This window comes from Roseobacter sp. S87 (assembly GCF_055693285.1).
This window is the reverse complement of record NZ_JBVFTR010000002.1, coordinates 1-21701: the sequence shown is the minus strand read 5'-3', so window position 1 is coordinate 21701 and position 21701 is coordinate 1. Positions and strand designations below refer to the sequence as shown.

The window sequence follows — 21701 nt, the reverse complement described above, 5'->3', positions numbered from 1 at the left end:
ATACCGTCAGTTCCTGTTGTAGATGTCTTCGTAGCGCACGATATCATCTTCGCCCAGATAGGCGCCGGTCTGTACCTCGATCAGGTACATCGGCAGCTGACCGGGGTTTTCCATCCGGTGTACCTCGCCCAGCGGGATATAGACCGACTGGTTTTCCGTCAGCAGCTGTTCGGTTTCTCCGATGGTCACGCGGGCGGTACCGGCCACCACGATCCAGTGCTCGGACCGGTGCACATGGCTTTGCAGGCTCAGAATGCCGCCGGGTTTGACCATGATGCGCTTGACCTGAAAGCGGTTGCCCAGGCACAGAGTCTCGTACCAGCCCCAGGGGCGGTGAAACCGCGGATAGTCTGTCGCCTGGGCGACGCGGGCGGCCTTCATGACGGTCACGGCGTCTTTCACCTGCTGGGCGGCGCTCATGTCGGCGACAAGCACCGCGTCCCGCATGGCGACTGCAACCACATCCTTCAGGCCGACACCGACAAGGTGCAGGTTCTCATCTTCTGAACGCAGGAAGCTGTTCTCACAATCCACCGTTGTAACCTCGCCCTGGCGTACGACGCCGGCCTCATCGGGGTCCAGTGCCGCCCAGAGCGCATCCCAGCTGCCCAGATCAGACCAGCCGGTATTCAGTGGTACGGCCATGATATTTCCGGCTTTTTCCATAACGGCATAGTCGATGGATTCAGCCCGGGCCGTGGCAAAAGCATCTGCGTCCAGCCGCATGAAGCCCAGATCCTCTGCCCCGCCCTCCAGTGCAGCACGGCAGGGTGCGATCATATCCGGTGCATGGTCCCCGAACGCTGCGATGATGTCGCGGACCCGCCAGAGAAAGAGCCCGGCATTCCACAGGTGCCGGCCACTGGACAGAAAGGTCCCGGCGGTATCCTGGTCGGGTTTTTCGGTGAAACTGCTCAGTGGTACCGGTGTGGTGCCTTCCGGCACCCGGGAGAGTTCCAGATAGCCATAGGCCGTCTCGGGCCGTGTCGGGGTCACGCCAAAGGTGACAAGATGACCGGCCCGGGCAGCCTCTGCCGCCTCGCGGACCGCCGCGTGGAAGGCTTCTGTTTCAGCCATTACATGGTCTGACGGGGCGATGAGCATCATCGCGTCCGGTTCGTCCTCCAGCATCAGCGCTGCCGTCAGGATCGCCGGTGCGGTGTTCCGCATGGCAGGCTCGATCACCACCCGCGCATCGCTCAGTCCGATGGCCTTGCACTGTTCCATCGCAATAAAGCGGAAATCGGCATTCGTCATGACAAAGGGGGCCGCAAAATCCGGGCCGGACAATCGTTTCAGCGTTGCCTGAAACAGTGTTTCATCTCCGAAAATCCGGCCGAACTGCTTGGGATAGGCTGCGCGGGAGGTTGGCCACAGACGGGACCCGGACCCGCCGCAGAGAATAACCGGATAAATCATAACGCTCTGTACCCTGTGCCGCAGGAAAATCAGTACCGCTATATTAGGATGCCATTATGGTTTCAACATGGCACAGATTCCGGTTTTTCGGGGCAGCCGGTGAAAATCTGCGCAACGGGATGGCACCGGCGACGCGTCCCGATGCTCTGTCTTCTGCCGGGCGCGCTGGTTTACAGGGTGATTGGGACACAAAAAAGGGCGGGAATGAAACCATTCCCGCCCGTATATTCATCTGTCTGAAGGATCAGACGATCAGGATGCTTTCCGGCGACGACGTGCCAGACCCAGACCACCCAGTGCTGTCAGCAGCAGGACACCGCCTGCCGGTACAGGAATGGCTGTGATCTTGATGATCATGTCATCACGGTCGCCATCGTCTGTGCTGTCACCGTACATCGCGTAGTAGCTGTGGCCATCGGGCGCCAGCGCGAAGGAGATGTTCACGCCTTCCGGGTTGCCGCCAACACCGTTGGTGATGAAGCGCGTGGCCGGCAGCGACGAGTCGTTCGAGCTGAATGTGAAGTCAACCAGACCTGCGTCTGCCAGCGCGTTGGAGCTTGTACCGGCTTCTGTTGTATCTTCGTTGAACAGCAGGTTTGTCATTTCGAAGGCGCGGTTTGTGAAACCCGCTTCGCTGCCCATGAATGTGAAGACCAGGCGGCGGTCCTTTGCGAGAGACAGGCCTGCGTCCGCGATGGTCGCGGATGTGAAATGCAGGATCGGTGTGCCAACGGAGAGACCGGGCACGGACGGGTTCGGGTCAAAATCGCTCGGCAGAACGGCTTCTTCACCGCCTACGATGGACAGCAGTCCTGCTGATGCCTGGCCTGCGAACATCGCAGCGCCTGCAAGAGCACTAAAGATAAAAGTCTTTTTCATAAAGTCACCTCTGTGGTTTTCCCAAGGCCCAATACGGACCCCACTCTTCTCGCCTTAGTTTTAACACAAATTAACGTCTGGTTAACAGCGGACCGCCTCAAAAGGGCCCTATTTGTTCTGCAGGAGGCTCTTTTGTTGGGTTTTCGGGAGTTTTGTTGCCCGGAATGGTGGTTTTTTCAGTATTTCAGTACGGATTTTCCGGCAAAAAAGAGACCAGCCAGCGAATCACCCCCGATTTCAGGGTGGAAAAAGCAAGTCGATTTTCTACTAATGCGGGAAATGAGCGGATTTATGTCTATGCGGTCTGACGGCCCGGCGAATCGCCCCTGCTGCTCATGGCAAAAGGCAGCGGACGTGCTGTCCGGACGTGGGGCCGGATCCATGGCAGACCGCGGGTTGCCGGCGGCTGGAGGTCCTTTGGTCTTGCGTGTTCTGCCAGACCGGATATGCGGGGGAATACAGAAACCGCCCCTGTCGGGCAAAGTGAACCGATGCTCTTTACCGAACTGAATTTCTGGGTCTTTTTTGCAGCTGTCTGTACGCTGTATCTGACGCTGCCGCACCGGGGTCAGAACCGGATGCTGCTGGTGGCCAGCTATATTTTCTACGGCGCCTGGGACTGGCGGTTTCTCAGCCTGATCCTGCTGAGCACGGTGATCGATTATTTCGTTGCGCAGAAAATGGCGCATACAACAGCGCAATCCCGCCGACGGCAGCTGCTGTCTGTCTCTCTGGCCGCCAATCTGGGCATGCTGGCCATCTTCAAATACCTTGGTTTCTTCGTGGAAAGCTTTGCCGCGATGCTTGCAGCCCTGGGGTATCAGGCGGACCCGTTCACCCTGTCCATTGTGCTGCCGGTGGGGATCTCTTTTTACACGTTCCAGACGCTCAGCTACACGATTGATGTGTACCGCCGGGACATGGAGCCGACAGATGACTTTCTGGATTTCGCCCTCTTTGTCGCCTTCTTTCCGCAGCTGGTTGCCGGACCGATTGAACGGGCCCGAAACCTGTTGCCCAACATCGCCAGCCCGCGCCGGCTGTCCTGGGAAGATCTGGGCCGGGGCAGCGTGCTCTGCCTCACAGGGCTGATCAAAAAGATCGTCATCGCCGACGGGATCGCACCGTCAGTCAATGCGATCTATGCCGCTCCGGATCCGTCGGGGCTCGATATCGTTCTGGCCACCTGGCTCTTTGCCATCCAGATCTACTGTGATTTCTCGGGCTATACCGATATTGCGCGCGGAGTTGCCAAGATCCTCGGCTTTCGTCTGATGCGTAACTTTGCCCAGCCCTATTTCGCGGTCGACCCGCAGGAGTTCTGGCGCCGCTGGCACATTAGCCTTTCCACCTGGCTGCGCGACTATCTTTATATCTCTCTGGGCGGCAACCGGGGCGGCTCCTGGAGGACCTGGCGCAATCTGATGGCCACAATGACCCTCGGCGGTCTGTGGCATGGTGCGGCCTGGAATTTCATTCTCTGGGGCCTCTATCAGGGGGGCTGCTGGCGCTCCACAGGGCCCTGGCCGGGCGGCACGGCGCGGTCGGTGAAGGCATGCGGCGCTCGGCAGCCGGCTGGCTCTGGCAGGTGCTGAAGATCGCGGTGTTTTTCCAGATTGTCTGCTATGGATGGCTGCTGTTCCGGGCACAGTCCTTTGCACAGATCACCGAATTCACGCGTCGCATGTTCTCTTTTGCGCAGAGTGATTACCTTTCAGTATCAATGCCTTCTGTGCCCCTGGCTGCCCTGCTGGGGATCCTGTGGCTGCTGCTGTGGGATCTGCTGACGGAGGTGACCGGCAATGTCCGGTTCTACCGGCACTGGCCAGTGCCCGTGCGCGCCGGCCTTTATGCCGGTATGATTTATCTGCTGGCCTTCGGCGCCACCACGAGCACGTCCGCCTTTATCTATTTCCAGTTCTGAAGGGGAAGACAGGATGAAACAGACACTCCGGATGGCCGGTCTGATCGCAGCACTGCTGGTGCTGCTCGATGTGGCGGTTGCCGGTGTGCTGATGGTTGCGGGGAATGCCGGGGGGAAAGGTGCCGCTCTGGTGCGCTACTTTGAATACGGGCGCAGCGTGCCGGGCAAACTGGACCGCTGGATCGCCGCCCCCGGGCTGCGTGACAATCTTTTTGACGTGGCCTGGATCCCCGACACGCTCGCCGCCTCGCAGGAGGCTTTTGCTGCAGAGGGTGTCACCGGCACACCGGTTGTCCGCGCCTATGGCATGTCCTTTGCCGATCAGATTCTCAGTGCGGCCGCAGCGCTCGAGCCTTCACTGACCATCGATATGCATGGCGGGCCTGCCGCGCCGCCCAATTTTTCCTATGAGATGTTTCTGCAGGACCGGCCAAACCGGCGCGCGGGGGATATTGTCGTTTTCGGCATTCTGTCTTCCTCCACCCCTGCGATGGCGGCCCTGAGCAACCGCACCTGGTCTTTCGAGCAACCCGCGCCCTTTACCTATCCGGTTTTTCTGCCGGCGGAGGGGGACGGGCTGCGCCGGATTGCACCGCTGGTACAGAGCGCTGACGGCGAACGGGCGCTGCGGAGCGATCCGGCCGCAGCAGAGGCCTGGGCGGCGCAGCTGGCCGGGCAGGACCGGCTTTATACCGCCGCCGCCTTTGCCTGGGACTGGCTGGATATTTCGCCCTTTGCCCGGCTGGTGCGGCGGTCCCTGGCGATCAGCGCTGTTGAACAGCGCGAAGCGGATCTGATTTCACCGGACAGTGATTTCCCGGCCTCTGAGGTGCTGCAGCGCATGATTGCAGGGTTTGTGCGGACCGCCCGGGAAGACAGCCAGATCCCGGTGGTGTTTCTGATCCAGTCCCGCAATCCGGCGGATCTGGACCTGTTCAGCCTGGCCGGCCCCGCAGCACAGCTGCCCGGGCTGCTTACACTGGTCACCGCCGATCATGTCAGCCCGCGCGATCCGGCGGCTTTTGTGGGCGACGGACACTATACCCGCGCCGCAAATGCGGTTTTTGCACAAGCGCTGCTGGACCAGCTGCGCAGCACCGGTGCCCTGAAATGAATATCGCGCTGGCCGGGCCGGATTTCTTTCGCTATGAGCGCGGCAGCAACGGACCCGGACCAGACCGGTCAGCAAGTGAGACCCGGACCACGTGAAACGGCTTTTTTCTGCATTGTCGGGAGAACGGATTACCGCGCGCGCCCTGCGCGGTTCCGGGCTGACACTGATCGGCTTTGGCGGCTCGAATATTCTGCGCCTTGTTTCCAACCTGATCCTGACACGTCTGCTGTTTCCGGAAGCGTTCGGCCTGATGGCACTGGTTCAGGTCTTTACCACCGGGCTGCAGATGTTTTCGGACATCGGTATCAACACCTCGATCATCCAGAGCAAACGCGGCGAGGACCCGGATTTCCTCAACACGGCCTGGACGCTTAAGATCATCCGCGGGTTTATTCTGTGGCTGTTTGCCTGCGCGCTGGCTCCCCTGGCCGCCTGGATCTACGATGAGCCGATGCTGCTGCTGCTGCTGCCGGTTGTGGGTTTCAACTCGGTGATCCGCGGCTTTGCCACCACAAAGATGACGGTGCTGCACCGGAACCTGAAACTGGGCCGCCAGACGTTCCTGTCACTTGGCACCCAGGCGATCGGCATCGTTATTATGACGGTTCTGGCCTGGTGGCTGGAGTCGGTCTGGGCGCTGGTGATCGGCGGTCTTGCGACCTCTGCCTTCAACGTGGTGCTGATGCATTATATTATGCCCGGGATGAGCAACCGCTTCCGCTTTGAGAAAGAGGCGTTCTGGGAAATCATCGGCTTTGGCAAATTTATTCTGCTGAGCACGCTCGCGACCTTTCTGATCAACCAGGGCGACCGGGCTATTCTGGGCGGCTATATCTCCATGGCAGAGCTGGGCATCTATAACATAGGCTTTTTCATGGGGACCGTTCCCTGGATCCTAAACAAGGCGATCAACAACAAGGTGCTCTTCCCGCTCTACCGGCTGCGCCCGCCCAATCAGAGCACCGTGAACCGTGACAAGATTTTCCGGGCGCGGCGGATTTTCACGCTGGCGACCCTCTCGGCCAGTGCCTTTATGGCCTTCTTTGGCAATGAGGTGATCACTCTGCTTTATGATGACCGCTATCTGCTGGCCGGTCCCATGGTGATCCTCTTCAGCCTTGTGATTGTTCCGTCGATTGTGATCGATGGCTACAACGGGGTGCTGCTGGCCAGCGGGGATTCAAAGCGGTTCTTTGTACTGCAGGCCTCGACGGCGGTCCTGCAGGTCGCCTGTCTGCTGATCGGCATCCAGACCCTGGGGCTGCTGGGGGCGATCTGTGCCATCGGTATGGCGGCGCTGATAACCTATCCGCTGCGCATCAGATATACGCGGCTCTATAATGCCTGGGACGCCCGGGGCGATGCGGTACTGATGACGCTGGGGCTGGGGCTGAACGGATTTGCCTGCTGGTGGCACCGGGATCTGCTGATGGCTCTCAGCCTCTGAGCAGCGGAGTCATTTGTATTCGATCAGCCTGCGCGGACCGCCTGTCAGGCGCCGTTTCCCATAGGCCAGCACACCCAGAGCCTCGGGGATTTTTGCAAGGGTCAGAAAGAAGGCCTGTGGCCAGTCCCCGCTCCGCCGCGCCAGCCGCAGTACCTGCAGCGGCCACAGCAGCAGTACCGCCAGTCCCCAGGGCGAGAACAGCGCCAGCATCACAGCAGCCCCCGGTATGCCAAACCCCCAGAGAAGGGCGCGCCGGGTCTGTGCCACGTTGTGCCGTTCCGGACCGCGCCCGTGCATCGCCGCCCCTTCGGCATAGGCATGGCCCGCACGCCGGGCGCGCTGCCACCACTGTCCGAGCCGCGTGATATCCGCATCATGCAGGGTCATTTCCACGGCGATGCGGTGCACCTCCCAGCCCTGACGGCGCAGCCGCAGGCACAGTTCCGGCTCTTCGCCGGCGATCAGACCTGCATCATACCCCCCCACGGCCTCCAGTGCCTGCCAGCGCATCATGGCATCTCCGCCGCAGGCCCGCGCGGGCCCGCAGGGGGTATCCCATTCAATGTCGATCAGACGGTTGTAAACAGAGGCACCGGGGAACCGTTCCCGGCGGCGGCCGCAGACAACAGCAGCCCTTTCATGGGCCTCCAGAAAGGCCTGTGCCGCCGCCAGCCAGCCTGGCCGGACCTCGCAGTCACCATCGACAAACTGCACAAAACGCGGCGGGGTGCCGGTGGCCAGATGCGCGATGCCTGCGTTGCGGGCGCGCGCGGCGGTAAAGGGGGTGTCCATAGGCAGTGTCACGACCTCCGCGCCCCGGGCGCGTGCCGCCTCAACACTGCCATCGCGGGAACCGGAATCCACATAAACGACCCGGCGGCCCTGCCCCAGCAGGCTGTCCAGACAGCGCAGCAGGCGTTCGCCTTCGTTCCGGCCGATGACAACGGCACCCACATCCGCAGAGGTCTGCATGTCAGTTCTCCGGCACGTCGGAAATCTTCGACATGACCCCCCGGCGGGCATAGCCGGGGCGGGCGGGGGGCTGGTCGGTCCGGGGGGGCGGTGTTTTTGCACCGCCCGGCGGTCATCCGGATCCGCAGTGGTTTCCTCAGCGGCAACGCTGTGGGGCGCGCGGTACTCCAGCCGTCCGATCAGCGCCCCCGCGATCAGGGCGGTCAAGGTCGTATTGCCCGAGTTCGGGATCAGATCCACGAGGTTTGCAGCCAGCAACAGTGCGAGTACAGAGGTCGGCAGATCCGGCGGATCACCCCGCCTGCGCAGAGCAAGAATGATGATCGGTATGCTCAGCACCCCAAAGCGCATTAGGTACTGTGCCCAGCCCCCGACCCCCAGAATGATCACCCATGCACCGTCCGTGGTCGATACATCGCGTCCCTGGTCGTCAAAGACCCGCGAGCGGGACCACCCGCCCCAGCCGAACAGCGGCCGCTCGCGCGCTTTTTCCAGCAGGATGTCCTCGTTGTCGAAGCGGTACGCCAGCGAGCCGGCCCGGGCCGCGTCGAAATCCCGTGCGATCTCGACGATCCTGCCCACCGGGACGAGATCGGCACTGCGCAGCATCGGGTAGAGCAGCACGACCCCCGCGATACAGGCCGCACAGATCAGCTGCAGGCGGGGTTTGAGCAAAAACACGGCCGGCGCCAGCAGAATGAAGATCACAAGTGCGCCAAGCGAATTGATCAGCACCAGCGTGATCATGAGCCAGCACGCGACGGCCATCCAGATCAGCCTGCGGTTGCGGTCTGCGATACGCATGTATCCGACGGCCGCCAGCGCGCACATCGCCAGGACAATCGCAAGCACCAGGCCATGTGACAGGAACACGGTCGGCCGCCATCCGCCACCGCGCACCCCCTGCAGCCAGTTCTGGGTCTGAAACCCGTAGACCATGAGGTTCAGCCGCGGCGAAATCCGCACTTCCAGCAGCGCAGGCAGGGAATAGAGCACCCCTGCGATACACAGGATGCGCAGAAAGGTTGCATGGGTATCAGGATGACCCAGAAACTTGCGCGCCACCAGCAGCGGCAGGAGCATGACAATCCCCTGCAGCGCATTGGACAGCCCGTCATAGATCTGCATCCGGCGCAGAACGCGTGGCCCGTAGAACTGCGGATCTCCGTTCGTCAGGACGGTCATGAAGATGCCGATGAAGAACAGGGCGATCAGGCCCAGGATGATTTTGGAGCGGGGCAGCCAGCCGGGCAGCACATGATCCATGTTCAGACCCCGCGCTCCGGTTCCGTGCGTGGCCCCCGGCAGACGGTTTGAGGTTTTGCTGACCATGACCATCAGCAGCACAATCGCCGTCACCACCGGCAGCGATCCCTTGTTGATCGGGGGCAGCATGGGCAGGTCAACGCCGGTCCGGCCCGGCAGCAGCAGCATGGCGCCCAGCAGAGAACAGATCAGAGCCGTTGCCACCGGCAGTGTCCGGAACAGAACAAGCATGACAAGCGGCCATGAAAACAGGACGGCATAGGCGACCATACTTATATGCCCTTGGTCATTTTCGCCCCGGGCGTGCCACCCCGCCGGGTACGCAGGGCCTGAAGGAACAGTCCGGGCAGGATTTTCAGGCAGGCCCCGTAACGCCGGGCCAGCCGGCCGGGATTGCCGGCCAGCCGCCACAGCCATTCCGCGGCCAGCAGCCGGAACAGGCGCGGTGCCCTGGTCTGGGCGCCGGAAATGAAATCCAGCCCGGCGCCGATGGAAAGCGCACCCATCTGCGGGATCTGTTCCTGAAGCCGTGCGGCGAGGATTTCCTGTTTCGGCGCCCCGAGGGCCAGAAAGCACAGCCGCGCGCCCGAGGCCCTGAGCGCTGCGATCTGCGCGCCGGCCTCTTCGCCGAGCGGATCAAACCCCATCGGCGGGGCAATCCGCGCCACGACCTGCAGCCCCGGAAAGCGCTGTTCCAGCGCCGCCGCTGCCTGATCGAGCGATGTCTGCGTTGCCCCCAGAAAAGCCACGGGCGTGCCGGTCTGTGCCGCGATCTCCGCCAGGGGTTCGATCAGTTCCGACCCGGGCACCAGACGCACGTCCTGCCCCGCAAGACGCGACAGCCAGACGATCGGATTGCCATCCGCGGTAATATGGGTGTGACGGCGGTATGCCCGCAGAAAATCAGCATTTTCCCGGATTTTGACCACATGATCGAGGTTCAGCGTCGCCACCGAGAATCCGCGGCGTTCTGTCATGGCCGCACGCAGGTCACGCAGCAGGTCTTCCCGGGAAGCTGCCGTGACATGAAGCCCGCACGCGGTGTCACCCGCGGGACCCTGTGTTCGCGCCCAGTCCATCATTACCATACCTGACCTGCTTTGTGCTGTCCCGCGTCCATAGCATGCAAGGAAGCGATGAGGCAATTCATGCCAGGGCACCGGTAAACACGCGGTTGCCCGGACCCTGCGTACGGTCGTCCAGGGCGATTTTAAGCGTCTGCCGGGATGATCCGGCCCTGACGAATATCCTCAGGATCCTTCCTCCCTTCCGTTCAGCAACCGCCGTGTCCCGCACGGCTGCAGGAGTTCAAAAATGGCGCTTATCACTGATGCGACCGAGACATGGTCTGCCCCCGTTACCCTGGCAAATGACGAAATCTGGCAGGCCCGCTGGGGCAGTACATTCGTGTCCACCACCAGTTCACCTGCTGCAAATGACGGTTTTTCCCTGACCCAGGGCCAGGGGGTACTGATCCGCGCCGGTCTGCAGGTGCGCTACCGTAAAGAAGGCTCGACCGATGCTCTGATTGTGCGTGAGGTCGTATGATGCAACGCCAGTTTGTACTGGCCGGGCTCAATGTGCTGGGGGGACGGCCGGGTGGCGTCAGAACACCTTTCACGCCCCCGTCCTTCAGTCTTACAGCGCTCCAGTTGCCCGCAGGCCAGTTGCAGGGCGGCCAGACGGCTCAGGCAGACCTGACCGGTCTGGTGGTTTTCATGTCCCTGTCGAACTATGTTTCGACCGCCGGGACAATCAGTTCGGTTGACTACCAGATCAACGGGACAGCCGCGCCGACAGATACTGTGTTGTCCGAAGGGGATGTTCTGCGTTTTGTGGTGACGGATTCTGCGGGCAATACGCAGAGCTTCTCTTTGCCGGATGTGACCGCTGCAGTGATTGCAGCCCCGGTCGCCGCCGGTGCTGTGGCCGATCAGCTTTATGTTACCGATGACCCTGTTACCGGTCCGGACGTGGCCGCGGATTTCACGGGCGACGCGGTTCTTTATGCGCTGGCACCCTCCTCCGGCGCGCTGCCGGCCGGTCTGTCGCTGACCTCCGCGGGGCTGATTACGGGCACGCCCACAGCCCCCGGCGGGCCGGTGACGGTTATCGTGCGCGGCACCAATGCCGGTGGTTTTGCCGACAGTGCCTTTGAGATCACGGTTGCCGCCTACGAAATCACCGCCACCCTGCCGCCGGCCAGCTCACCTCTTTATGAGGGGCAGTCCGTCTCGGACATGAGCGGCTATGCGGCGATGACGGATGTGGCGAATTTTTCGGTCAATGCCGGTGATATCGTCTCGGCGGTGGCCAGCGTAACCGGGGATGCCCTCTCGGACACGGCGCCCCTGACCGCCGGTGACCAGGCGGGGTTCTCTGTTATGGTGACCGGCACTGCCGGCAGCCCGGTCAGTTTTTCCACTGCGCTGCAGACGGTCGAACCCGTCCTGACGATAACCGACAGCGGCACCTCTCAGGCGGTACTGACGCTCAGCGCGCTGCCTGATGACAGTGTGCCTGTGCCTGCGACAACGATTGAGATCGACGGGGTGATCCACACCCTGCCCGCAGGGACAACCTGCGGTGATCTGCGCAGCAGCGCGGTTCAGATGGAACGGGACAGTCCGGTGCTGACATCCACCGGGGATCCGGCAGCCTTTGCAGAGGGCGATGTGCTGACCCTGGCCGATACCATCTGGCTGAGCACCGATATGCTGTCCTTCAGCGTTGTGGTCTCAAACAGCGGCGGCGTGGTGCAGAGCGGCACAGACCGCAGCTATACCGTCACTGCCACAGACGTGGCCGACGGCACACTGAGCCTGCGCGAGGTTGCAAACAACGGCACAACCAGTTTTGACGGAGAGACCTCTGCCGCCACCGCCGCGGCCACAGGCATCAGCTTTGCCACCCTCTTTGGCAGCGGCGAGGCGGGTGTGGTGGTCATGCCGGGCACCGCCGATACCATCTGCTATACGGAAACCACCGGCGCTGCGGCCATCACGGTCTGCGGCGATGGTGATCCGGTCGGAACCATCCATGACACGGTGAACGACGTCTATCTGACCGCGCCCAACACGGCGAACCGGGCGACCTACCGGGTAAACGGCAACAGGGCGTATTTCTCGAAATCCGCCGGCGCACAGTATTACGTCAGCACCGCCCCGGTCGATCTGTCCGGCAGCGACAGGGCCTCTGCCCTGATTGCGCTGGAACGGCCCGGCAGCGACACCACGTTCCGCTATATTGCGGGGCTGGGGAACAACAACACGTCGGGGGGCGTGAATTTCTCCAAATCATCCACCGCGCGCCGCTATCTGGCCTATCACCGTGGCGCAGGTGTCGGGAGTGCCATTGCCGCAGCCACCGGCAGCAGCCCCGGCAGCAGCAGCGGGTCCCTGCCGAACGTTGCCGCAAACGACGTGCTGCGCATGCAGTCGGATATCTCAGCCGATGCCGTCACCATATGGGCGAACGGGGTCGAATACGAAACCGACAGCAGGAACGCGGGGTCCGGCAATCTTGCCAGTGCCAACATCAATTTTCTGTCCAACCCGTCCTCTGCATCAAACGGGTACCGGGACAATGTCTACGGCTACGTGCTGATCAACCGGCATCTGACCGCACAGGAAGCAACGGCCCTTGAGGCCGGAATGCAAGACCAGATCGGCGGAGTGTAAGCATGTCCTCAACAGTCGCAATTCAGGGCGGGGCACTCGTGCAGAGCCCCAGCGTTCAGATTTCAACCGGCAGCCTCACCCGCTCGTTTCCGCAGTGGGGCAGCGGCGCATCGCTCAGCATCATCGTGGAGCAGACCGAGAATGCCGCCGCCGGCGAAGGTGTGTTCTTTCGCGCCCTTGTGAACGGGTTCGACCAGGGCGCGCCGCAGGCCGGGCAGGAATATGACGGGCGGGAGCATGAAATCTACTACGTCTGGGATTTTGGCCGCGATCACACCTTTGATCGTCTGGTCAATGTCCTGCCGGAATGGCGCAACGGGCGGGTCGCCTATGGCCCTTTTGTCTCCACCTGTTTCAATGATCCGGGCACCTATACAGTGTCCTGTACCGCCATCGACCGCAGCGGCGGCAGCACCACGTCATCTGTGCAGGTGACTGTGAATGACCCTGCGCTGCTCTATCCGGGCACGCAGACCGTCTGTCTGGCCCATGACGGTGATTTTTCCGGCAAACCCGCAGGGGCCGCTGAGGCCACCAGCCTGACAGAGGCGCTGAACGCCATGAGAGTCCTGGACACCCAGAGCCTCAAGGGCCGCATTCTGTTCAAGGGCGGCGGCACCTATGACTACTCCGGCGGTAACATCCGGGTTGATCCGTCCTATTCAAATTTCGTCTGGGAGACCTGGGGGACGGGGCGCGCGACGTTCAATGTGCTGCCTGCATCAGGTCTGAACGACGGGGTGGCGCTGATCACCTTCTCCAATTCGCTGCGTCTGATCGGTGGCTCTGCCCTGATCCGGGGCATTGATTTCACCGGGCCCTGGGACAGCAGGCTGGAAAGCGGCAAGCGTCATACGGCCGTGTTCCTGAGCACCGGCAGCCGCGGTCTGAGCCTGACCCTGAATGACTGTACCTCGGATGGAATGCAGGGCCTGCAGTCAGGGGGCAACATCGGCTCGGGCACCAGCAACACCAGCGTCACCATTTTTGACTGCCGCTCGACGAACAACCAGGATTTCTCCTTCTACTCCCCCTCCGATATGTACAGTTTTTCGCTGGTAGGCTGCATCTCTGATCAGGACGTGCAGGCCCGGCAGGGCGGCGGGGCCAAGCAGTCACCGTGGAAAAATGACCATACCGGTGTGCGTATCCAGAAGACCGGCTATACCTACTTTGACGCGCTGGAGATTTTTGCCCGCAACGGCTGGGGCAATGCACAGCCGGTGCCCGAGAACCAGCCCTGCATCCGCTATCATTCCAATGTGCCGGGCAGCAAGGCGAGCATGAACCGGCTGTCCTGTGAGGGTGGCAATGACATCATCACGGGCGGCGATGCGACCAGCGCAGGCGTCCTGCGCCCGGTCAACTGGATTATCGACAAGGCTGTTCTGGTGGGGTCATCAAGGACTGGCGGCGGGGCGATCGGGAATGCTCTGGGCGGCACCACGATCCGCAATGTGCTGGCGATCATGCCAAACGTGCCCTCGATCAACCGGCCCAACTACGGCTTTGGCGGTGCACCCGGCGCGGGGGATACCAATGGCGACGACAATCTGGCTCAGCGTGTCGCATGGTACAGCAACACGGTTATGTTCCTTGCTGACGACACCAACCTCAATGGAAATGAACCAAATTTCATCACCAGCGGTGCCTCGACGCTCTGGACAAATGAGATCGAGGAAAACAACCTCTTCGTGGCGCCTCTCAGCACGTACATGCGGCAGTCAGACAATGCTGAACTGACAGACTTTGACGGGTCCACACTCTGGGCGCCGCGCTGGCTGGGGCATAAATACGACTTCCAGCAAGCCGGTACGATACCGCAGACGCAACTGACCATGGATGCGACCTTTGCAACACCGGCCGATACAGTCAAAGACATGACGCCGGCGACCAGCGTCCGGACTGTGACAGCGGGGCTGGTGGCTTTTGACGACATCCGGGGCAGACCGCGCTATGATGCCGTCTCCCGGCTGATCACCGGCGCTGCCGAAGGGGCCGCTGAGCCTGCTGACTGAGCGCCTGCTTTACTCCGGGCATGCGGTTCGCCAGGGTGGCCACGCCGTCCTGGTGACGATTCCGAAAAGCGCTCTCTGCCAATGTCCAAGACCCCTCCACCTCTCCGCATCGCCTATCTGACGGGCGAATATCCGGCTGTTTCGCATACCTTCATTCTGCGCGAGGTCGAGGCCCTGCGGGCGCTGGGTCTTGATGTGCACACCTGCGCGGTGCGCCGCACCGGGCCCGAACACCACCGCGGCCCCGCCGAGCAGGAAGCCGCGCGCACTACCTTTTATGTGCTGGCCGCGTCGCGCAACCCGCTGACCCTGCTGGCCGCTCAGCTGGCGGCCATCACAAGCCCCCGGCAGTATTTCGGAGCACTTGCCCTGGCCTGGCGGACAGCCGCCCCGGGTTGGCGCGCCCTGCTCTACCAGCTCTTTTATTTCGCCGAGGCAACGGTACTGGCCCGCCACGTAAAGGCGCGCGGGATCACCCGTCTGCACAACCATTTTGCGGCTGCCTCCGCCACGGTGACCATGCTGACATCGCAGCTGACCGGGATCCCGTTCAGTTTTACACTGCATGGCCCCGCAGATCTGCAGGAACCAGCCCGCTGGCGTCTTGATGAAAAAATCGCCCAGGCGGATTTTGTCGCCTGTATCAGTCACTACGCCCGCAGTCAGGCTATGCTTCACTCGGATCCCGCGCACTGGGACAGACTCAGGATCATCCACTGCGGTGTGACCCCGGCGCTCTATGCTGACCGGACCGGTGCCACGGCGGAGGCCCCCGCCACCCGGCTGATCTTTGTGGGGCGTCTGGCAGCGGTCAAGGGTCTGCGGGTTCTGATCGATGCGCTGGCGCTGGCGCGCCGTACGGTGCCGGATATGACCCTGACGCTGGTCGGGGACGGCGGCGAACGTGCCGCCCTGGAACAGGCCGCTGCACCGCTGGGAGATGCCGTGCGCTTCACCGGCTATCAGTCCCAGAGCGAGGTTGCAGATCTGCTGGCCGCCTCTGATGCGCTGGTGCTGCCCAGTTTTGCCGAAGGGGTGCCCGTGGTGCTGATGGAGGCCATGGCCAGCGGCAAGCCTGTGATCGCCACACGGATCACCGGGGTTCCGGAACTGGTAGAGGACGGGGAGAGCGGGTTTCTCGTCGCGCCGGGGGATACACAGGCGCTGGCCGATGCGCTGGTCCGCCTGCATGAAAACCGCGATCAGGCCCCGGTCATGGGAGCGGCGGGGCGGCGCAGGGTGTCCGCGGAATTTGACATCGCACAGGAAGCGGCCCGGCTGGCAAAGCTGTTCCGCGGCACCGCCGGCGACGGCCCGCGGCCCTCAGCCTGAGGCGACCCGGTTCTGCGCCAGGCTGATCACCCGGTCGAGGCGGTCTGCATCGGCGACATACCCCTCCGGCCCACGCGGGACGACCAGCGTTGCCATGTGCAGATCCAGACCAGCCAGGTAGTCCGCATAGACCGTGTTGAAACGGTCCGCCGGGTTCAGCGTGACCAGCAGTGCCCCGGGCCGGGCCGCAAACAGCGCATGTGCCAGGTGGCTGCCTTCCATCGAGATCACAACAGAGGCCCCCGCCAGGGCCCGCAGCAGGACGGGCAGCGGATCGGTTGATGCACAGATGGCAAAGCCACGGGCGGCAAAACGGTCGGCCAGCGCATCCTCATTCGCCAGCACCCGGGCCACGCCGGAATGACCGCGGCGGATAAAGACCCCCTGATCTGCGCCGGTGTCCGGGACCGCTGCCTGCAGCCGTTTGCGCAGCTGGCGCTGCCGGTCCTGACGGTGCGCATTCTGCCCGATGTCGCTGGCAAAGGACATCCGGCGGAAGAACATATGACGCGCCGGGACCGCCGGCAGACCCAGCAGATCAAGGTAAGCCCGGGTATGCGGCCAGGCCGGATTGTCCGGCAGATAGAGCGTCTCGTCCTCCCGGCACAGCAGGGCGGTGGGCAGCGCGTCACTCAGCCAGTGGCCAAAGTATTTCATCCCGATGACCGGCAGGGCAAAGAACCCGCGGTCGCGCCGGAGCACGGGCCCGCGCAGCAGTGCGGCCATATCCGGACGCCCGTGCTGATGAAACCCGCGGGACAGGGTGTAGAACCCGCGCGGCGTGGCCAGCACATCGGCTATTTCAAAGCGTTCGGTGGCGCGGTGTGTGCGCAGACCGCCGGCCACACGTGCCTGTTCGGCGGCGGCGGTGGTTTCAGACTGAAACGCGGTGATGGTGTCCCAGTCGTCCTGCAGCATTGTCACCGGCGGCATCGGCGAGCTGTCTGCAGGACACAGTGTTTCGCGGGACAGCACCAGATCCTGCAGCGCAGGCTGCCGGCCAAGGCTTCTGAACAGTTTGCCGGTGACAGGATATGCCCGCGCCAGCACCGTCACGGTTGCGAGAGGTCTGCCCGTGCCCCAAAGAGCGGCGCGCGCGCAGCCTCGATTTCCGCCACTGCCCGTGCCTTTCCCACCCGCAGGGCGCGGCGCTGATAGGCACGGATAAAGGCCCGCAACTCAGGATCATCAAGCTGGCGGTCGCGGCGGATCCAGGCACCCAGATACCCCTGCAGCATCGCCAGCCCACCCAGTACAAAGGGTGGTTCGCGCATACGAAAGATACAGGTGGCCAGATAGAACAGTGGATCGGATCCCATGAACCACTGGCCAAACCCGTGCCGGCGGCGCCCGGTGTAGATCGACGTCTGGCTGGAGCCCATCGGGCGCAGATGCTCGAACCGCAGATCCTCTGCGTCCCAGCTGACCGCACGCCAGCCCAGGGCGCGCGCCTTGTGGCAGTCAATCGCATCCCACATCACTTCGTGCACATATCCCCCGATGTCCTCGAAACAGGACTGCCGGTAGAATTTGGTCATGCCCACTGACATCTCGTCGCCGCGCCGTTCCGACACCAGCGTATCGCCCTGGCGGGTATAGGGTTTGCCCGAACAGGTGCCGATACGCGGATCCTCTTCCATCCGCTGCATCAGGATCTCAAAATACCGCGGCGGCAGTTCCAGATCGAGGTCGAGCTTGCATGAATAGGTATAGTCCGCCGGATTGATCGTTCCGTACCCGGCATAAAAGGCCTCGATCACACCGGGGCCGACCGCCCGGTGTCCCCGGTCCGGTTTCGGCACCACCCGGATCCAGTCATGCCGGGCGGCATATTCTGCCAGGATCTCAGGTGTATCATCCGTGGAGCCATCATCGACGATCACCCAGAGCGCCGGCGGGACCGACTGCGCGATGACACTGTCGAGTGTCCGGCGCATATAGCCGGCCTCATTTCGGCAGGGCGAGATCAGAACATACCGCCGCGGGTCTGCAGTCATGTGCCCGTTCCCCCTTTGATGATGCGCTCCTGATGGCCTGGGTACCAGGTTTCCAGCGTCTCCGGGGTCATCGCGAACACCTGGGCTGCCTCACGCCAGGCCCGGCAGGATCCACGGGTCTGGGGCAGGCTGAAACGGCGCATCAGCAGGTCCTTGATCACGTCGGACACCACACGATGCGCCATCCGGCGCCGGTAGGCCTGCCGGGCCCAGACCTGATCAGATGCATGGCGACGCAGCAGCACCGCCTGGTTGAGCGACCACAGATGCGCCACCTGGCCACGGTTCAGCCGGCCCGCAGCACTGACATAGTGATGCAGGCGGGCCGCATTCGCCGTCAGCAGTATCCCCTGCCGGGACACCCGGTAGCTGCCGTCCAGATCCTCGCCCGGGCAGTAATAGCGCAGACAGGGATCAAACTGCTCTGCGGTGACCGCGGCCCGACGGTAGGTCATGCGGAACCCGCCGAAAAGCGCGACAGGAGCCGCATCGAGGCCCTGAAGTTCCGCCGGCACAGGGCCTTCACGAAAGATCCTGTCGTACGGAATGAAGACTTCTTTCTTGCCCATCATCAGCAGCACACGGAAAACCCAGCGCAGCAGTGCGGACTTTTCGCGCACGCCGGATACATCCGCTGTATCCGTCCGCCGCGCGCCCTGCTGTGCCACGCCGGGCATCTCAGCGGTTTCGCTGGCCTGCACGCCGGCCACTGCCTGCGCGGTATCGGCCTCGTAGAGGCGCATGATTTCCTCTGCACAGTCCGGGTGCATAAAGGAATCGTCGTCGATCATGAAAAAGATATCCGCCTGCCCCAGCGCAATTGCCTGATTGCGCTGTACGGTCAGCGACGGGGCAGCACCCTGTTCGCAGACAAACCGTATCTGCGGGTGATCCGCCACGATCTCCTGCAGCGTCCGGGCGTGATCCGCCCAGTCCGCGCTGGAATCCACGACGATGATTTCCACCGGCGGCCGGGTCTGCGCCAGCGCCAGCCGCACGCAGGTCTGCAGCGGCTCTGCCCGGTCCTTGGTCGCGATCAGAAGCCCCCAGCTCAGCTGTGTCATAATGCGCGGCACGTCCCGGTATCGGGCACAGGATGCGGGGACCGGATCACAATATCACTTACCTTAAACAGTCAGATTTCTGCCGCGCTATCTTTCCTGTATTCCAGTCTGTGTTTCAACAGCAATTCAGGGCGGGCCTCAGGTGAGGCCGCGAATACCCGTTGCTGTGGTCCCTGACGCCCAGATACGCGTCACCCGCAGCGGAAAGACCTGACCGGGCGTAACCACCACATCGCTGTCAGACCCGTCTGCAGCGGTCACACGTACCGTGCCGGGGGTGGCGGCACTGATGCCGGTGGTCACCCAGGGCAGGTCGGAGACATCACTGGGGGTGACCTCAAAAATACCTGTTGCCGGTGAGCTGGGATTCGCGTGAAATTTTGGATGCCCGTCTTTGATCATGCCCGTATCTCCTTTGCGGCGCGTTCCGGTGCGCTTCAGGCACAGGCTTAGCGGCAAAAAGTTTTGGGGATCTGAAAGTGGCGTACGCTGCATCCGGTCATACGGCAACGTCCCAGGTGGACGGATCGGGTTTTTTGTGGTGGATACTGGCGCGCCCGGAAGGCACGGGCATATCAAACCGGTTTTCACAGAGCAGGCCATGGCAAAAATCGCTGTTATCATCGTGAACTACAATGCCGCTGATCTGGTGCTGGAGGGAATCCGCAGTGTGCTGGACCGCCAGCCCGATGGCCATGATGTGCATATCCACCTGATCGACAATGCCTCGCCCGCGCAGGACGGCCCCCGGCTGGCACGGGCCATTGCCGAAAACGGCTGGCAGGATCAGGTGACGCTGCGCGCCGAGCAGGAAAACCACGGGTTCGGCCGCGGTAACAATCTGGCACTGCAGGCGCTTGCCGGGGTCGCGGACCGCCCCGATTTCGTCTTTCTGCTGAACCCGGATGCGCATCTGAAACCCGATACGCTGGCCGTTCTGGCAGACTTCATGGACAGCCACCCGCGGGCCGCGATGCTGGGCACCCGCGCCTTCAACCCGGACACTCCCGAGCCGGTCACCGCAGCCTTCCGCTTTCCGGGCATCTGCAGCACCTTTGCCGCCGCCCTCAATTTCGGCCCGGTCGCCCGTCTGCTGGCACACCATCAGGTCAGCCTCGGCGGCAGGCTGAGCACACAGCCCGTGGACTGGGTCTCGGGCGCGGCGGTGCTGGCGCGCTTTGAGGTCTGGGAAGACCTGGGGTTCTTCGATCCGGCCTATTTTCTCTATTACGAAGAGGTCGACCTGATGCTGCGCACGCAGCGCGCCGGCTGGGAATGCTGGCATGTGGCCGAGGCAGAGATCGTGCATGTGGAGGGGGCTTCGACGGATGTGAAGGGCGCGCATAACGGTCCCCGGCGGCGCCCGGCCTACTGGTACCATTCCTGGCAGTACTATTTCCGCACCAACTACGGGCGGGCCTATGCGCTCGGCGTGGCAGCGGCCTGGATCACCGGGGCCGCGCTGAACCATGTGCTGGCAAGGATGCGCGGGCAGACCCCGGCCGCCCCCCAAAGGTTCTTCCGCGACTTCGGGGCCCATGCCCTGCGCCCACTGCTGGGGCTGGCGCCAAAATCCTGACGCCCGCGGCACCCGATCTTGCGTCCCCCCGGGCCGCCCCCTAGGGTCGCAGCATGTTTACCGGTCCAGCCAGGAAAGGCCCGTTCTGTGCAAAAACGTTATATTCTGTGGACCGGCGGGTGGGATTCCACCTTTTGCGTCATTCAGGCCCTGCGCACCAGCGATGAAGTGGTGCAGCCGATCTATCTGGTCGACCCGCACCGGCCCTCGACCGCGACTGAATTGCAGACCATCGAGCAAATGCAGGCCATGATTGTCGAACAGTTCCCGGATGCAGCGGACCGGTTGCTGCCGCTGAAGATCGACCCGATCCGTCATCAGGACACCGCCCCGGTGCTGAAAGAGAGCCTTGAAGCGGTCCGCAAAATCATCCACCTGGGCGATCAGTACCCCTGGATCGCCCAGTATCTCAACGACCACGACCTCACCGGCGTCGATCTTGCGGTGGAGGCACGGGGCCGGATCAGAGAGCTGCTGCAGGACTATATCGCCGGCGATATCATCGATCCGGCCCACCGTGGCACGGATGTGTGGAACCTGTTCGGGCGCTACAGGTTCCCGATTATACATCTGTCCAAATGGGACAGCCTTGAAATCGCGAAGGAAGCAGGATTTCTCGACATCCTGAACATCAGCTGGTTCTGCCACACCCCGCTGATGGGCCGGCCCTGCGGGACCTGCAACCCCTGCAAGGACGCAACAAAGAAAGGGTTCGGCTGGCGCATACCCTTCTGGACCAGATACCCCAGCCAGCTGCGCAACATGCTCAGAACGCTCTGGCGGAAACTGCGCGGCAGGGGCTGACGGGGCGCGCGGCTCAGAGGGCCTGCGCCACCGCGGCCCGCAGTTGCGGATACGACGAAATCCCGCCAAGCTGTGCGCCCGCCAGGCGCACGCCCATCGACTGATCCACCTCCATGGCCAGTTTCAGATGCGCCAGGGAATCCCATGCAGGTACGCTGTCCATAGTTGCCTGCTCCAGATCATGCGCCTCCTCCAGGCTGAACAGC

At 62.7% G+C, this 21701-nt stretch carries 19 protein-coding genes; 10 read left to right on the top strand and 9 right to left on the bottom strand.

The window, feature by feature from the left end; genetic code table 11:
• Positions 1-6: 6 nt before the first annotated feature.
• Together ACZ1HA_RS00225 and ACZ1HA_RS00220 are read right to left on the bottom strand one after the other, a co-directional pair.
• Positions 7-1419, bottom strand: a complete 1413-nt coding sequence (locus ACZ1HA_RS00225; RefSeq protein WP_472712421.1) for a mannose-1-phosphate guanylyltransferase/mannose-6-phosphate isomerase — start codon at positions 1417-1419, stop codon at positions 7-9.
• Positions 1420-1671: 252 nt separating this feature from the next.
• Positions 1672-2298 carry a VPLPA-CTERM sorting domain-containing protein gene (locus ACZ1HA_RS00220; protein WP_436397422.1) on the bottom strand — a complete coding sequence of 209 codons (627 nt, stop codon included), beginning with the start codon at positions 2296-2298 and terminating at the stop codon, positions 1672-1674.
• Positions 2299-2744: 446 nt separating this feature from the next.
• On the opposite strand from ACZ1HA_RS00220, the gene ACZ1HA_RS00215 reads away from it, so the two are divergent.
• The 4 genes from ACZ1HA_RS00215 to ACZ1HA_RS00200 all read left to right on the top strand — a co-directional run bounded on the left by ACZ1HA_RS00215 (position 2745) and on the right by ACZ1HA_RS00200 (position 6783).
• Positions 2745-3893 (top strand): MBOAT family O-acyltransferase, encoded by a 1149-nt coding sequence (locus ACZ1HA_RS00215; RefSeq protein WP_375227270.1) that lies wholly within the window; start codon positions 2745-2747, stop codon positions 3891-3893.
• Positions 3854-4222 carry a hypothetical protein gene (locus tag ACZ1HA_RS00210; protein WP_472712420.1) on the top strand — a complete coding sequence of 123 codons (369 nt, stop codon included), beginning with the start codon at positions 3854-3856 and terminating at the stop codon, positions 4220-4222. Before ACZ1HA_RS00215 ends, ACZ1HA_RS00210 begins: the two co-directional genes overlap by 40 nt.
• 13 nt (positions 4223-4235) lie before the next feature.
• Positions 4236-5336: a hypothetical protein gene (locus tag ACZ1HA_RS00205; protein WP_472712419.1), complete on the top strand. Its 1101-nt coding sequence runs from the start codon at positions 4236-4238 to the stop codon at positions 5334-5336.
• A 91-nt stretch (positions 5337-5427) separates the two neighbouring features.
• A complete protein-coding gene (locus ACZ1HA_RS00200) occupies positions 5428-6783 on the top strand; it encodes an oligosaccharide flippase family protein (RefSeq protein ID WP_375227273.1) in 1356 nt (451 codons plus the stop codon).
• Between the two features lie 9 nt (positions 6784-6792).
• Here the strand turns inward: ACZ1HA_RS00200 and ACZ1HA_RS00195 are convergent, their stop codons facing one another.
• Both ACZ1HA_RS00195 and ACZ1HA_RS00190 read right to left on the bottom strand, forming a co-directional pair.
• Positions 6793-9291 (bottom strand): glycosyltransferase, encoded by a 2499-nt coding sequence (locus tag ACZ1HA_RS00195; protein WP_472712418.1) that lies wholly within the window; start codon positions 9289-9291, stop codon positions 6793-6795.
• Between the two features lie 2 nt (positions 9292-9293).
• A complete protein-coding gene (locus tag ACZ1HA_RS00190; RefSeq protein ID WP_375227275.1) occupies positions 9294-10109 on the bottom strand; it encodes a WecB/TagA/CpsF family glycosyltransferase in 816 nt (271 codons plus the stop codon).
• Between the two features lie 226 nt (positions 10110-10335).
• Between ACZ1HA_RS00190 and ACZ1HA_RS00185 the strand changes: the two genes are divergently transcribed.
• From ACZ1HA_RS00185 to ACZ1HA_RS00170, 4 genes are all read left to right on the top strand, one after another.
• The gene (locus ACZ1HA_RS00185; protein WP_375227276.1) at positions 10336-10569 is read left to right on the top strand and encodes a hypothetical protein; all 234 of its coding nucleotides are present in this window, start codon (positions 10336-10338) and stop codon (positions 10567-10569) included.
• Entirely contained in the window at positions 10569-12701 is a 2133-nt protein-coding gene (locus ACZ1HA_RS00180) for an Ig domain-containing protein (protein WP_472712417.1), read from the top strand. Before ACZ1HA_RS00185 ends, ACZ1HA_RS00180 begins: the two co-directional genes overlap by 1 nt.
• A gap of 2 nt (positions 12702-12703) precedes the next feature.
• A complete protein-coding gene (locus ACZ1HA_RS00175; RefSeq protein ID WP_472712416.1) occupies positions 12704-14719 on the top strand; it encodes a PKD domain-containing protein in 2016 nt (671 codons plus the stop codon).
• Between the two features lie 81 nt (positions 14720-14800).
• Entirely contained in the window at positions 14801-16051 is a 1251-nt protein-coding gene (locus tag ACZ1HA_RS00170) for a glycosyltransferase (RefSeq protein ID WP_436397433.1), read from the top strand.
• On the opposite strand, the gene ACZ1HA_RS00165 is transcribed toward ACZ1HA_RS00170, so the two are convergent.
• The 4 genes from ACZ1HA_RS00165 to ACZ1HA_RS00150 all read right to left on the bottom strand — a co-directional run bounded on the left by ACZ1HA_RS00165 (position 16043) and on the right by ACZ1HA_RS00150 (position 19514).
• The gene (locus ACZ1HA_RS00165) at positions 16043-17107 is read right to left on the bottom strand and encodes a glycosyltransferase 61 family protein (protein WP_472712415.1); all 1065 of its coding nucleotides are present in this window, start codon (positions 17105-17107) and stop codon (positions 16043-16045) included. The two genes, ACZ1HA_RS00170 and ACZ1HA_RS00165, sit on opposite strands and share 9 nt — an antisense overlap.
• Positions 17104-18048, bottom strand: coding sequence for a glycosyltransferase family 2 protein (locus ACZ1HA_RS00160; protein ID WP_436397435.1), 945 nt, complete (start codon positions 18046-18048; stop codon positions 17104-17106). Before ACZ1HA_RS00160 ends, ACZ1HA_RS00165 begins: the two co-directional genes overlap by 4 nt.
• The gene (locus ACZ1HA_RS00155; RefSeq protein WP_436397436.1) at positions 18045-19112 is read right to left on the bottom strand and encodes a glycosyltransferase family 2 protein; all 1068 of its coding nucleotides are present in this window, start codon (positions 19110-19112) and stop codon (positions 18045-18047) included. The genes ACZ1HA_RS00160 and ACZ1HA_RS00155 overlap by 4 nt, the downstream gene beginning before the upstream one ends.
• 138 nt (positions 19113-19250) lie before the next feature.
• Positions 19251-19514 carry a spike base protein, RCAP_Rcc01079 family gene (locus tag ACZ1HA_RS00150; protein WP_472712414.1) on the bottom strand — a complete coding sequence of 88 codons (264 nt, stop codon included), beginning with the start codon at positions 19512-19514 and terminating at the stop codon, positions 19251-19253.
• A gap of 199 nt (positions 19515-19713) precedes the next feature.
• On the opposite strand from ACZ1HA_RS00150, the gene ACZ1HA_RS00145 reads away from it, so the two are divergent.
• Both ACZ1HA_RS00145 and ACZ1HA_RS00140 read left to right on the top strand, forming a co-directional pair.
• Positions 19714-20691, top strand: coding sequence for a glycosyltransferase family 2 protein (locus tag ACZ1HA_RS00145; RefSeq protein ID WP_436397439.1), 978 nt, complete (start codon positions 19714-19716; stop codon positions 20689-20691).
• A gap of 87 nt (positions 20692-20778) precedes the next feature.
• Positions 20779-21495 (top strand): hypothetical protein, encoded by a 717-nt coding sequence (locus tag ACZ1HA_RS00140; RefSeq protein ID WP_436397441.1) that lies wholly within the window; start codon positions 20779-20781, stop codon positions 21493-21495.
• Between the two features lie 13 nt (positions 21496-21508).
• Here ACZ1HA_RS00140 and ACZ1HA_RS00135 read toward each other — a convergent pair.
• Positions 21509-21701, bottom strand: a 193-nt coding sequence (locus tag ACZ1HA_RS00135) for a hypothetical protein (protein ID WP_472712413.1), incomplete at its 5' end; no start/stop codon positions are given.